The organism is Flavobacterium sp. KBS0721 (assembly GCF_002007065.3).
GTDB classification, from domain to species: Bacteria; Bacteroidota; Bacteroidia; order Flavobacteriales; family Flavobacteriaceae; genus Flavobacterium; species Flavobacterium piscis.
The window spans coordinates 1907525-1922940 of the sequence record NZ_CP042170.1 but is presented as its reverse complement, the minus strand read 5'-3'; the positions used below and the strand labels follow the sequence as shown (position 1 = coordinate 1922940).

Here is a 15416-nt window from a genome sequence, read left to right as displayed (position 1 = left end):
TTTTTTTTTATTTGTTGATATATAAATAACCTGAAAGTTCATGCGGATTTGAGCCGCTGTCTTTGTATTTCAGAATATAGAAATACGTTCCTACTGGCAATCCTTCTGATTGTTTTATGGTTGTACGTCCTTCAGAGAAACCTTTAAAAGCACGGTCGTCATTGTTATATTTGTCAATATTATACACTAAAATTCCCCAACGATTATAAATTTCTACCGTATTGTCAGGATAACATTCTAAACCTCGGATATAAAATCTACTATTTATATCATCTCCGTTTGGAGAAAATGCATTAAAGACTTTTATTTCGCAACCATTTAAGGCCAGAACTGTAGGCTTATCTCCCGTTTCGTTTTCATCATCTGATAAATCGTCAACAAGAACTCCTTTTGCACTTCGTGCCTGAACACTTGCCTGATTACTTACACTTCCTTTATTGATATCGATTTGTGTAATTTTGTAAGTAGCCGTAAAATTATGTTCGTCGGATTCGTTTACATTTAAATTAATTGCTTGCCCTGAAACTACCACGCCTGGCAATGGATCTGAAATTATAACGCCATTTAATGGAACATTACCGGTATTGGTTACTTTAAATTTATAAGTAATCGTTTCTCCTGCATTGGCAAATCCGCTGCCGTTTTCATCATTAAATACTGCTGTTTTTATGATTGCAACAGAAGGTACTTCTACAAAAACGCTCAATATTGCTGAAGCACAATTGTTTGGATTCGACTTTTCGCAAACCTGATAGGTTAATGAATAACTTCCGCCAGGTGTATTTGGCTTCACATTTACAGTTCCGTCTGAATTGAATTCAAAATATGGACTTGGTGTATTTGAAAGTACAATCTCTAAAGGATTAACTGGCAATCCTTTTATTAAATCATTATCCAAAACATTGATAAACTCAAGAGCACCATTTATTCCGTCAACGCTGACCACTCCATCATTATTAATAATAAGTTGTATTAGTGGTGTTATTGGCGGATTATTTACTACCGAGATTTTCACGACTGCCTGACTACAATTTGATCCGTTTAAAGCTTCACAGATTTGATACGTTAATTCGTAATTACCTGTTGGTGTTCCGGGTTTTACTTCGACTGTACCGTCTGCTTTTAAAATCAAATTAGGATTTGGAATAAGAGTCGTTAAAACAAGATCTGCAGGATTGACCTTTGATCCGTTTAAAGTATCATTATCAAATATGCTTGTTGTTGAGCTTTGTCCTTTACTACTATCTAAAGTTCCTGCATTATCGTCATTTGCTTGTAAAACTGATGGTTTTACCGTAACTTCTATCTTATTTGAACTGCAATTTCCTGGATTTAAAACTTCACAGATTTCATACGTTAATTCATAATTTCCTGCCGGTGCATTGGCACCTAAAACTGCATTTCCGTTGGCATCGATTGTCAGGTATCCTTTTGGATCTGTTCCCGGTGTTAGTTTTACATCCGATGGATTTAATTTTGTTCCGTTTTTAGTATCATTATCAAAAACATTGATTAGCGTTTGAGATGTGTTTCCGCCTACTACCGATCCTGCCGAATCTAAATTGGCTACTAAATCTGCTGCTGTTACAACAACTGTTGACGTTGCTGTTGAACAATTTGTTCCAGGATTATTATTATCACAGATGGTATATTCTACATCATAGCTTCCTGCTTTTACGCCTGCACTTACCGTTACAGTTCCGTCTGTAGTGTTTATTGTAAGTCCTGCCGGAGCCGTTCCTGTTAAGGTAACTTCTCCCGGAGCTGATCCGATTACTGCCTGAACTCCGTTTAATTTATCCGAAGCAATAAGCGAGGTTGTTTTTCCGCCGATTGTACCGTTAATTGGACCCAAAGTTTCTTTTACTGCAAGGATTGCCGGAGCTGTTACCGTAACTTGTACTTTATTGGTACTGCAATTTCCTGGATTTAAAACTTCACAGATTTCATACGTTAATTCATAATTTCCTGCCGGAGCGTTCGCACCTAAAACTGCGTTTCCGTTGGCATCAATTGTCAGGTATCCTTTTGGATCTGTTCCCGGTGTTAGTTTTACATCCGATGGATTTAATTTTGTTCCGTTTTTAGTATCATTATCAAAAACATTGATTAGCGTTTGAGATGTGTTTCCGCCTAATACCGATCCTGCCGAATCTAAATTGGCAACTAAATCTGCTGCTGTTACAACAACTGTTGAAGTTGCTGTTGAACAATTGGTTCCAGGATTATTATTATCACAGATGGTATATTCCACATCATAACTTCCTGCTTTTACGCCTGCACTTACCGTTACAGTTCCGTCTGTATTAATGCTAAGTCCTTTTGGAGCGATTCCCGTCAAGGTCACTTCTCCCGGAGCTGATCCGATTACTGCCTGAACTCCGTTTAATTTATCCGAAGCAATAAGCGAGGTTGTCGTTCCGCCAATGGTTCCGTTTATTGGACCCAAAGTTTCTTTTACTGCAAGGATTGCCGGTGCCGTTACCGTAACTTCTATCTTATTTGAACTGCAGTTGGTTGGGTTTAAAACTTCGCAGATTTCATATGTTAATTCATAATTTCCTGCCGGTGCATTGGCCCCTAAAACTGCGTTTCCGTTGGCATCGATTGTCAGGTATCCTTTTGGATCTGTTCCAGAAGTCAGTTTTACATCCGATGGATTTAGTTTTGTTCCGTTTTTGGTATCATTATCAAAAACATTGATAAGGGTTTGAGAAGTACTTCCTCCCACTGCTGATCCAACAGAATCTAAATTAGCTACTAAATCTGCAGCTGTTACAACAACTGTTGACATTGCTGTTGAACAATTTGTTCCACGATTATTATTATCGCAGATCGTATATTCTACATCATAACTTCCTGCTTTTACGCCTGCACTTACCGTTACAGTTCCGTCTGTAGTGTTTATTGTAAGTCCTGCCGGAGCCGTTCCTGTTAGAGTAACTTCTCCCGGATTTGATCCGATTACTGCCTGAACTCCATTTAATTTATCTGATGCAATAAGCGAGGTTGTTTTTCCGCCGATTGTACCGTTAATTGGACCCAAAGTTTCTTTTACTGCAAGGATTCCTGGAGCTGTTACCGTAACTTGTACTTTATTGGTACTGCAATTTCCTGGATTTAAAACTTCACAGATTTCATACGTTAATTCATAATTTCCTGCCGGTGCATTGGCCCCTAAAACTGCATTTCCGTTGGCATCGATTGTCAGGTATCCTTTTGGATCTTTTCCCGGTGTTAGTTTTACATCCGATGGATTTAATTTTGTTCCGTTTTTAGTATCATTATCAAAAACATTGACAAGCGTTTGAGATGTATTTCCGCCTACTACCGATTCTGCCGAATCAAGATTGGCAACTAAATCTGCAGCTGTTACAACAACTGTTGACATTGCTGTTGAACAATTGGTTCCAGGATTATTATTATCGCAGATTGTGTATTCCACATCATAACTTCCCGCTTTTACTCCCGCACTTACCGTTACAGTTCCGTCTGTAGTGTTTATTGTAAGTCCTGCCGGAGCCGTTCCCGTCAAGGTCACTTCTCCCGGAGCTGATCCGATTACTGCCTGAACTCCATTTAATTTATCTGATGCAATAAGCGAGGTTGTTTTCCCGCCGATTGTACCGTTAATTGGACCCAAAGTTTCTTTTACTGCAAGGATTGCTGGAGCTGTTACCGTAACTTGTACTTTATTGGTACTGCAATTTCCTGGGTTTAAAACTTCGCAGATTTCATACGTTAATTCATAATTTCCTGCCGGAGCGTTCGCCCCTAAAACTGCATTTCCGTTGGCATCAATTGTCAGGTATACTTTTGGATCTGTGCCAGAAGTCAGTTTTACATCCGATGGATTTAATTTTGTTCCATTTTTGGTATCATTATCAAAAACATTGATAAGGATTTGAGAAGTATTTCCTCCCACTACCGATCCTGCCGAATCTAAATTGGCAACTAAATCTGCTGCTGTTACAACAACTGTTGACGTTGCTGTTGAACAATTGGTTCCGGGATTATTATTATCGCAGATGGTATATTCTACATCGTAGCTTCCTGCTTTTACTCCTGCATTTACCGTTACGGTTCCGTCTGTATTAACAGTAAGTCCTGCCGGAGCCGTTCCCGTCAAGGTCACTTCTCCCGGATTTGATCCGATAACTGCCTGAACTCCATTTAATTTATCCGAAGCAATAAGCGAGGTTGTTGTTCCGCCAATGGTTCCGTTTATTGGTCCCAGGTTTTCTTTTACTGCAAGGATAGATGGAGCTACAACTTTTATTTCTACAGTTGTTATGTTACAATTTGAAGAATTTGAAACTTCACAAATTTTATAATCAAATGAATATGTTCCAACTGGTGTATTTGATTTAACAGTAACTGCTCCGGTTGTCGTATCAAAAGTTAAAACTGAAGGTAGTGTAGAATCTAAAGTTAAAGCAATCTCACCTCTAACTACAGCTGAACAATTAAGCAAATCATTTGCTAAAACGTCAGCAATAGCAATTCCACCTTCATATCCATTAAATGAACCTACTTTATCTTCATTTGCTATAATCGGACCGACTACTTGTATTGTCTGAGTACAAGTTTCTATATTTCCTGCTACATCTTTTACTGTCCACGTCACAATTGTATTTCCGATTGGGAAAACTGACGGTGCGTCGTTGGTTACTGTTACTGATCCACAATTATCTGATGTTGTTGGAGTTCCTAAAGTCACTCCTAATCCTGTACATGAATTAGAATCAGCAGAAACTATTACAGTTGCCGGACAACTAATTGTTGGCTTTTGAGTATCTTTTACAATTACTTTTTGGTTTGCTGTTTCTGTATTTCCGTTACCGTCATTAAAACTCCATGTGATTGTATAAGTACCCTGAGCATTATAAGTCAAAGGATCTGATGTAGTTCCTGTTATAGTTCCTGCACAATTATCTGTGGTTGTTGGTGCTGTTGCTGTTGCCGAACATTCGCCTGTAACATCTGCCAAAACAGGCTGAACAGGTTTCTGGATATCTTTTACAATTACTTTTTGGGTTGCTGTTTCTGTATTTCCGTTACCGTCATTAAAATTCCAGGTGATTGTATAAGTACCCTGAGCATTATAAGTCAAAGGATCTGATGTAGTTCCTGTTATAGTTCCTGCACAATTATCTGTAGTTGTTGGAATTGTTGCTGTTGCCGAACATTCGCCTGTAACATCTGCCAAAACAGGCTGAACAGGTTTTTGAGTGTCTTTTACAATTACTTTTTGGGTTGCTGTTTCTGTATTTCCGTTACCGTCATTAAAACTCCATGTGATTGTATAAGTACCCTGAGCATTATATGTCAAAGGATCTGATGTAGTTCCTGTTATAGTTCCTGCACAATTATCTGTGGTTGTTGGTGCTGTTGCTGTTGCCGAACATTCCCCTGTAACATCTGCCAAAACAGGCTGAACAGGTTTTTGAGTGTCTTTTACAATTACTTTTTGGATTGCTGTTTCTGTATTTCCGTTACCGTCATTAAAACTCCATGTGATTGTATAAGTACCCTGAGCATTATATGTCAAAGGATCTGATGTAGTTCCTGTTATAGTTCCTGCACAATTATCTGTGGTTGTTGGTGCTGTTGCTGTTGCCGAACATTCGCCTGTAACATCTGCCAAAACAGGCTGAACAGGTTTTTGAGTGTCTTTTACAATTACTTTTTGGATTGCTGTTTCTGTATTTCCGTTACCGTCATTAAAACTCCATGTGATTGTATAAGTACCCTGAGCATTATATGTCAAAGGATCTGATGTAGTTCCTGTTATAGTTCCTGCACAATTATCTGTGGTTGTTGGTGCTGTTGCTGTTGCCGAACATTCCCCTGTAACATCTGCCAAAACAGGCTGAACAGGTTTCTGGATATCTTTTACAATTACTTTTTGGGTTGCTGTTTCTGTATTTCCGTTACCGTCATTAAAATTCCAGGTGATTGTATAAGTACCCTGAGCATTATATGTCAAAGGATCTGATGTAGTTCCTGTTATAGTTCCTGCACAATTATCTGTGGTTGTTGGTGCTGTTGCTGTTGCCGAACATTCGCCTGTAACATCTGCCAAAACAGGCTGAACAGGTTTTTGAGTGTCTTTTACAATTACTTTTTGGATTGCTGTTTCTGTATTTCCGTTACCGTCATTAAAACTCCATGTGATTGTATAAGTACCCTGAGCATTATATGTCAAAGGATCTGATGTAGTTCCTGTTATAGTTCCTGCACAATTATCTGTGGTTGTTGGTGCTGTTGCTGTTGCCGAACATTCGCCTGTAACATCTGCCAAAACAGGCTGAACAGGTTTCTGGATATCTTTTACAATTACTTTTTGGGTTGCTGTTTCTGTATTTCCGTTACCGTCATTAAAATTCCAGGTGATTGTATAAGTACCCTGAGCATTATATGTCAAAGGATCTGATGTAGTTCCTGTTATAGTTCCTGCACAATTATCTGTGGTTGTTGGTGCTGTTGCTGTTGCCGAACATTCGCCTGTAACATCTGCCAAAACAGGCTGAACAGGTTTTTGAGTGTCTTTTACAATTACTTTTTGGGTTGCTGTTTCTGTATTTCCGTTACCGTCATTAAAACTCCATGTGATTGTATAAGTACCCTGAGCATTATATGTCAAAGGATCTGATGTAGTTCCTGTTATAGTTCCTGCACAATTATCTGTGGTTGTTGGTGCTGTTGCTGTTGCCGAACATTCCCCTGTAACATCTGCCAAAACAGGCTGAACAGGTTTCTGGGTATCTTTTACAATTACTTTTTGGGTTGCTGTTTCTGTATTTCCGTTACCGTCATTAAAACTCCATGTGATTGTATAAGTACCCTGAGCATTATATGTCAAAGGATCTGATGTAGTTCCTGTTATAGTTCCTGCACAATTATCTGTGGTTGTTGGTGCTGTTGCTGTTGCCGAACATTCGCCTGTAACATCTGCCAAAACAGGCTGAACAGGTTTCTGGGTATCTTTTACAATTACTTTTTGGGTTGCTGTTTCTGTATTTCCGTTACCGTCATTAAAATCCCATGTGATTGTATAAGTACCCTGAGCATTATAAGTCAAAGGATCTGATGTAGTTCCTGTTATAGTTCCTGTACAATTATCTGTAGTGGTTGGAGCTGTTGCTGTTGCCGAACATTCGCCTGTAACATCTGCCAAAACAGGCTGAACAGGTTTCTGGGTATCTTTTACAATTACTTTTTGGGTTGCTGTTTCTGTATTTCCGTTACCGTCATTAAAATCCCATGTGATTGTATAAGTTCCTTGAGTATTATAAGTCAACGGATTTGCCGTTTTCCCTGTTATAGTTCCTGCACAATTATCTGTGGTGGTTGGTGCTGTTACTGTTACAGAACACTGACCTGTAACATCTGCCAAAACAGGTTTTACCGGTTTGTCTGTATCACTAACTTTAACTGTAGAAGCAGCAGAAGTTGTTTCACATCCTGTTAAAGAATTAGTGACTTTTACTTTATAATCTCCATCAGAATTTACAACTAACGTAGAAGATGTTTGACCAGAAATTACAACATTATTTTTATACCAAACATATGCTGGTGATGTGGCATTCGTTACCGCAGTTAAAGTAGTCGTAAAACAAGCAGTTAACGTTCCTGTTATCGAAGCAGTTGGCAACGGATTTGGTGTAGTTAAAACACTAGCTTCATTATTATGTAAATTACTATCGGCTGTTGTAGTTGGTAACCACGCTTTATTTGTATAAATTCCGGATGCATTAACTTTTGCTGTAATTTTTAATGTATGTTTAACTCCTCCATTTACATCTCCTATACTCCAGACACCTGTTCCAGAGTCATAACTACCAACTGTTTGAATTGAACTAACAAAAGAATAACCTGTAGGAAGTAAATCATTTACCGAAACTCCTGTAGCATTATTAACACCTAAATTACTTAATTCAACTGTAAATAATACATTAGATCCCACACATGGCGTAGCAAAATCAACAGTATTTTTTACTCCTAAATCAGTACATAAAGTAACACTCACAGGTTTAGATTGTGCCTGAATTCCACAAGCTAAAGTTGAAGCAACTGAATATGAACCGGTTTTAGTTGCTATATAAGAATCTGAATTTGCATCTGTGATTGCAACACCATTAAAATACCATTGATATGGCGCAAAATTTGAAGGTGTCGTTAATGTAGCAGTATTATTATTACATCCGCCTCCAGAAACATAAGCCATTGTTGGATCTTCAGGCTGTGCAGCAAAACTCGAGAAAAAACCTGCCATCGAGAACCCGCCTTCTTGCTGAACTATCGAAACTGTTAATTTAGCCTTACTTGCGATAGAAAGAACATCCGGTCCTCCAATTTGTTTGCTATTGAAGTTAATTAAGTACCAACCCGTTGAACCTATTTGATAACGGGCTCCGACACCAGCTATCGTTGTAATATCTTTTCCATTTACCGTTACTGGCTCTGTAGCACTTCTTAAAAGAATATATCCAAAATAATCTAAGGTTGCTCCACGATAATTTCTAAACTTTGCTGTTTCGATAAAGTTAGATCCTCCACATTCAGACACCGGTGCTATTGTTGAAATATCAACTTCACAGTTTTGTGCAGTCCCTGAATATACAGCAACTTTCTTATCTGCTGAAATATGAGATGCCGTAAAACTTACACCCGGAACACCATTTACAAAAGTGTAAAATTTTCCTGCTTGCGTTAAAGTCACAGTCTTACTTGATGCTAAAGTTCCATTAGCATTATAACCTTCTACTGTCAAAGTTGTATTATCTTTTGTCGCTACAACAGTAGTCTGTTCCGCTGTATCATTTCCTGTTCCACGCTCAAGAAAATATTCTGTTCCTAAAACTGATTCGGGCGGAATTTGATTGGAAGCCCCGTCACCACATCCACCAGGCATATCTATAGCAGCCGATGTATTCATAACAGCTGGATTTGACGATTCAACTAAAGTCCCCATATCCGCTTTAAACAAATAGCTTTGTCCTGCATTTAATGTAGTTACAACTTTATCATTAATCTTTATAGAAGTATTACTAACAGTAGCCATAATACTATAAATTGGGCGTTGCTCACCAAAGCTTCCAAAATTTCCTAAAGAGCCATCTCTGTAATATCCTACTCTAAATCGTATACCAACTCCTGCATTACCAAAGCTTGTTAGGGCTGCATTTCCTTTTATGTTAGCATCTGCATTTTCATTGTCCTTATAATCATCAGATGCGATATTTCGTACATTGACAGACGTAGGTAAGGTACTTTCTATAATTAATCCAGCTCCATTTAAAACCTTGTTTAATGGATTCAGAGGTAGCGTTGCTGCAAACGCTTTAAATCTATAGATAGCCGGCTCTCCTTTTTTAGCCGTTAAATTGGCCTCTACAGTACCATCGCTTCTTTTTAAAGTAATATTTACTGTCGAAGGGGAATCTGTTGCGATTACAACCTCATTGGCCTTGCTAAAGTATTGCCAAGGTGCAGGAGCTATAAAGTGTTGTGTGTAAAACTGAGCCCTTGTTTGACTGGTAATAAATAATAATAAAACAAGAGAAATTAGTCTAAAAAATTTAGACTGACTAAGAGTAAAGTTACGCATAGACAACTGTGAATTTAAGAATAGAAATATTGGATACTAGAGAACCTATTGTGGTTTCCAGAATTTGAAGCAGATACGATAAAATAAGTGAAATGGATTTTGAAAATCTTAAAAAAGTAGTTTTAGGATTTTTACAAAAATAAAGTAGTTTTTGCGCCATAAATGTATATAGTCAAGGCACAATAAATTGTCCTTAGGTTAAATTAGTAGTTTTGGAGGCGCGAAAGTATGCAAACACCTAATTACTAACTACTTTAGTCGACAAACTACACAGATAAACGTTGAATTACACTTTTTATCGACAAAAATTAACCTGAAGACGCAAAAAACTTAACTATTTCATAACAAAACAGCAGAAAATTCTTAATTTTTTATCATATTGTCTGTTTTTAAATAAAAACAAGATAAAAATGCAAAAAATCTTACAAATGATATTCAAAATAAAGATTCTTAAAATAAGAAAAATGTAATTTAATTTTTAAATACTATTCTAAAAATCTTACATTTCGTTTTAAGCCTTCATACTTGGTTCTTTTAATAGGGGAGTTTTTGAAAACAGCACGAAAAGTTTCTTCCGTAATCTCAATCCAATCTTTTTTAGAAAAAGAAAGCAGTTCCGGATTTGGATTAAATAAAGGTTCTGAATGAGGTTTTGAGAAGCGATTCCACGGGCAAACGTCCTGACAGGTATCACAACCAAACATCCATTCGTCAAATTTTCCTTTCATTTCGTAAGGAATATTTTCTTTGAGTTCAATGGTGTAGTAAGAGATGCATTTGCTTCCGTCAACAATATTAGGAGCAACAATTGCCTGAGTAGGACAAGCATCAATACAAGCAGTACAAGATCCACAATGATCTGTTGTAGCATGATCGTACTCTAAATCTAAATCAAGAATAAGTTCAGCAATAAAGTAAAAAGAACCTACTTTTTGAGTTAGAAGGTTGCCACTTTTACCTATCCATCCCAAGCCGCTTTTGGCCGCCCAGGCACGATCTAAAACAGGTGCCGAATCAACAAAAGCGCGACCTGAAACATCGCCTATATTTTCCTGAATAGAATGCAAAAATTCTTTTAGTTTCTCTTTGATTACAAAATGATAATCCTGACCATAAGCATATTTTGAAATCTTAAAACTATCCTCAGTTTGAGTTTCTTCGGGATAATAATTTAATAAAAGCGAAACAACACTTTTGGCATCATCAACTAACAAAGTTGGATCTAAGCGTTTGTCAAAATAATTTTCCATGTAGGCCATCTGACCATGATGATTATTGCTGAGCCATTTTTCAAGACGTGGAGCTTCTTCTTCCAGAAATCCTGCTTTAGAAATTCCACAAGAAAGAAAACCGAGGCGTTTTGCTTCTGATTTTATAAAATTCGAATATGTCTCTTTTGCATTAATGCTCATCTTTTCGAAAATGAAACTTCTACTCCAACTGGTTTTAATGTAATTAAAGGATTGAACAGAACTGTATCTGTACTGGATATAATCTTGTATTTTTTTACAATTTGAGCGATGGTCAAACACATTTCATAAATAGCAAATCCCGCTCCGATGCACATTCTGGGTCCGGCACCGAAGGGATAAAAATATTGCATGGAAAGTTTTTTCTGCTCTCCAAGAAATCGTTCGGGATTAAACTCATCCGGGTTTTCCCAATATTTTAGGTTTCGATGCAATTCGTAGAAAGAAACACCAATAAGAGTTTCTTTTTTTATATGATAACCGGCAAGTGTATCATCAGTAACATTTTGTCTGTCGGTAATCCACGCAGGCGGGTACAAGCGCATTGATTCATTTAAAACGGCATTAGTATATGTCATTTTCTGTAGCTGCTCGACAAGATCATTTGTTTGAGATGCTATTGCTAAAATCTCATCAAAAACCTTTTGTTGTACTTCAGGATTTCTTCCTAAAAGATGCAGTGTAAAAGTCAAAGCATTTGCTGTGGTTTCATGTCCGGCAATAAACAAAACTTTAATTTCATCTACCAACTGACTAACAGACATCCCCTCTCCTGTATCTTCATATCGGGTTTCCAAAAGCATATTGAGCAAATCATTAATTTCTTCTTTCGAAGTCATTCTTTCTTCAATAATTCCCTGAATAATACTATTATTTTCTTCAGCCAGTTCCAGATGTTTTTTTACTTGACCGCTTAATGAAAACCACCATGCTTTATGCGGAAGTCTAATTTCTTTGATCAAGAAATTCTGGACTTCTTCAATAATGAATTTTATTCTGTTTAATTTTTCGTCTGAAATCGAAAGCTGAAATAATGACTTCGCTACCACATTAAAAGCTAACTGACTCATTACAGGAAAAAGATCAATTGGTTTTTCTTCTACTAAATCTTCTAATTCTGCAGCAATAGTCTGATTCATATTTTCAACCAATTGATTCATTTTTTGTTTATGAAATGCAGGCTGAATTAATCTTCTTTGTTTCAACCAAAAATCTCCATCAACAGTTAAAAGTCCCTTTCCTAAATATTTTGAAAGGTATACCGATTGAAATTTTGATTTATGATAATTCTTTTGATTTTTCTGTAAAATATACTGTGCAACTTCATTATCTCTGGATAAAATTATATGTTTTGAAACACCAATTTTAAGAGAAAAAGAATCGCCGAACTGATCAAAATATCTTTTATGAAAAGGAATCGGATTTTTACGTACTCCTTCTGCATCCAAAAAGAATCTCAATATTGAAAGTCTGGTTGGATAATTATATTTTTTATTTTCAGACATTTTGATCAGAATTAAAACAATCCACCCTGAATGTTAGTGTTTAATTTACCTAAATGTTTATAAGCTTTATCCGTTACTTCACGACCACGCGGTGTACGCATGATAAAACCTTCCTGAATCAAAAACGGTTCATAAACTTCTTCAATCGTCTCGCTGCTTTCAGAAACTGCAGTTGCCAGAGTCGAAAGTCCAACAGGTCCGCCTTTGAATTTATTGATTATGGTCAACAGGATTTTATTATCCATTTCATCCAATCCATGCGCATCAACATTCAGTGCTTTTAGGGCATAACGAGCAATTTCAAGATCGATAGTTCCGTTTCCTTTTATCTGTGCAAAATCACGTACTCTACGTAATAAAGCATTTGCAATACGAGGTGTACCACGGCTTCTGCCTGCTATTTCTATAGCGGCATCTAAGGAGATGGGCATTCTAAGTATAGAAGAACTTCTTTCGACAATACTAGTCAAAAGCTCTGTAGTATAATATTGTAATCGTGATGAAATCCCAAATCGGGCACGCATTGGAGCGGTCAGCAATCCTGAACGGGTTGTAGCACCAATTAATGTAAATGGATTCAGATTGATTTGTACCGTTCTGGCATTTGGTCCGGATTCAATCATAATATCAATCTTGAAATCTTCCATTGCCGAATATAAATACTCTTCTACAATTGGACTCAAACGGTGAATTTCATCAATGAATAAAACATCTCTTTCATCAAGATTCGTTAACAAACCAGCTAAATCACCAGGTTTGTCTAAAACAGGACCAGAGGTAATTTTAATCCCTACTTCAAGTTCATTTGCCAGAATATTGGCTAAAGTTGTTTTTCCTAATCCGGGAGGTCCATGAAAAAGTGTATGATCAAGTGCCTCACCACGCTGATTGGCTGCAGCAACAAAAACTTTTAAATTCTCTAAAACTTGATCTTGCCCGGCAAAATCATCAAATGACAGCGGACGTAATCTTTTTTCAAGATCTAATTCTTCTGGATTGTACCCATTTGTAGTGGGATCGAGGTTCTCATTCATTTTACAAAGATAGACAAAGTAATCAGTTTGTAAAATAGATAAATTTCAAATAAAAAAAGGAAATTCCAAAAGCTCTAAATAGAAAATTCCAAATTCCAACAATGTTAGTATTGTTGGAATTTTAAAATATTGGAATTTATTAATCATTTAGATATTATACAAAAAAAAGACCCTCTTTTCAGATGGTCTTTTTTAAATATTTTTAGTGATGTAAAACTTCTTCACCTTCTTTCATCGGTACATTTTGAGGTACAAAATCTACATCGTGATTTGGGTTACTGTAGTCATATGGCCAACGGTATACGTGAGGAATTTCTCCAGGCCAGTTACCGTGGATATGTTCTACAGGAGTAGTCCACTCTAATGTTGTTGATTTCCATGGATTCTGAACTGCTTTCTTACCGTAGAAAATACTACTAAAGAAGTTGTACAAGAATACTAATTGGAACGCACCTCCTACAAGAGCGAATGTTGTAATTAAAACATTCACATTTTGTAAATCATCAAATAATGGGAAGTTTGTATTTGTATAATAACGTCTTGGTAAACCAGCTAATCCGATAAAGTGCATTGGGAAGAAAACTCCGTAAGCACAAACTGCAGTTACCCAAAAGTGAATGTAACCTAAGTTTTTGTTTAACATTCTTCCGTACATTTTAGGGAACCAGTGGTAAATACCAGCAAACATTCCGTAAAGTGCAGAGATCCCCATTACTAAGTGAAAGTGAGCAATAACAAAGTAAGTATCGTGAACGTTAATATCTAAAGTACTATCTCCTAAGATGATTCCGGTTAAACCTCCAGTGATGAAAGTAGAAACCATTCCGATAGAGAATAACATTGCAGGGTTGAATTGTAAGTTACCTTTCCATAAAGTTGTAATCCAGTTGAACGCTTTTACAGCAGACGGAATTGCAATCAATAAAGTTGTGAAGGTAAATACGGATCCTAAGAAAGGATTCATACCTGAAATAAACATGTGGTGACCCCAAACAATTGTTGATAAAAATGCAATTGCAAGAACTGACATAATCATCGCTCTGTATCCGAAAATTGGTTTACGAGAGTTCGTAGCCATAATTTCAGAAACAAGTCCCATTGCTGGTAAGATTACAATATAAACCTCTGGGTGTCCTAAGAACCAAAATAAGTGCTCAAATAATACTGGAGAACCTCCTTGGTAATGTAAAACCTCTCCTGCGATATAAATATCAGACAAGAAGAATGAAGTACCAAAACTTCTGTCAAAAATCAATAATAACGCAGCTGATAACAATACAGGGAAAGAGATAACACCAATGATCGCTGTTACGAAAAATGTCCAGATTGTAAGTGGAAGTCTAGTCATAGACATTCCTTTAGTTCTTAAGTTGATAACCGTTACGATGTAATTTAAAGATCCCATTAAAGAAGATGCAATAAAGATAGCCATAGAAACTAACCATAAAGTCATACCTGTTCCAGATCCTGGAATCGCTTGTGGTAAAGCACTTAATGGAGGATAAATTGTCCAACCCGCAGAAGCTGGTCCAGCTTCAACAAATAGAGAAGACAACATAATCACAGCAGACAAGAAGAATAACCAGTACGAAATCATGTTCATGAATCCAGACGCCATATCTCTTGCTCCAATTTGAAGTGGTATAAGTAAGTTACTAAAAGTACCACTTAAACCAGCCGTTAGTACAAAGAATACCATGATGGTACCGTGAATTGTTACTAAAGCCAAATAAATATCATTTGCCATTACACCATCAGGTGCAAATTTATCTCCTAATAAAACATTAAAGATTTTAAAAGACTCCTCTGGCCATGCTAATTGCATTCTAAAAAGCAAGGACATTGCAATACCAATAATACCCATGATGATACCGGTAATTAAGTATTGCTTAGCAATCATTTTATGATCAATACTAAAAATGTATTTAGTAATGAACGTTTCTTTATGATGATGTTCGTGCTCGTGATCGTGTCCGTGATCGTGACCGTGCGCTTCTGCTGACATATATGTGTA

5 protein-coding genes are annotated in these 15416 nt (G+C 36.9%); all 5 read right to left on the bottom strand.

Annotated features, from left to right (window positions below; translation table 11 throughout):
* Positions 1-7 precede the first annotated feature (7 nt).
* The 5 genes from B0M43_RS08420 to B0M43_RS08400 all read right to left on the bottom strand — a co-directional run bounded on the left by B0M43_RS08420 (position 8) and on the right by B0M43_RS08400 (position 15407).
* The gene (locus B0M43_RS08420; protein ID WP_144825143.1) at positions 8-9613 is read right to left on the bottom strand and encodes a gliding motility-associated C-terminal domain-containing protein; all 9606 of its coding nucleotides are present in this window, start codon (positions 9611-9613) and stop codon (positions 8-10) included.
* Between the two features lie 485 nt (positions 9614-10098).
* Positions 10099-11025, bottom strand: coding sequence for a tRNA epoxyqueuosine(34) reductase QueG (gene queG / locus B0M43_RS08415; RefSeq protein WP_078006183.1), 927 nt, complete (start codon positions 11023-11025; stop codon positions 10099-10101).
* Positions 11022-12368: a cytochrome P450 gene (locus B0M43_RS08410; RefSeq protein ID WP_078006184.1), complete on the bottom strand. Its 1347-nt coding sequence runs from the start codon at positions 12366-12368 to the stop codon at positions 11022-11024. Before B0M43_RS08410 ends, queG begins: the two co-directional genes overlap by 4 nt.
* Before the next feature lie 11 nt (positions 12369-12379).
* Positions 12380-13402: a Holliday junction branch migration DNA helicase RuvB gene (ruvB, locus tag B0M43_RS08405; RefSeq protein ID WP_065447998.1), complete on the bottom strand. Its 1023-nt coding sequence runs from the start codon at positions 13400-13402 to the stop codon at positions 12380-12382.
* 202 nt (positions 13403-13604) lie between these two features.
* Positions 13605-15407, bottom strand: a complete 1803-nt coding sequence (locus tag B0M43_RS08400; RefSeq protein WP_065448000.1) for a cbb3-type cytochrome c oxidase subunit I — start codon at positions 15405-15407, stop codon at positions 13605-13607.
* Between the last annotated feature and the right edge of the window lie 9 nt (positions 15408-15416).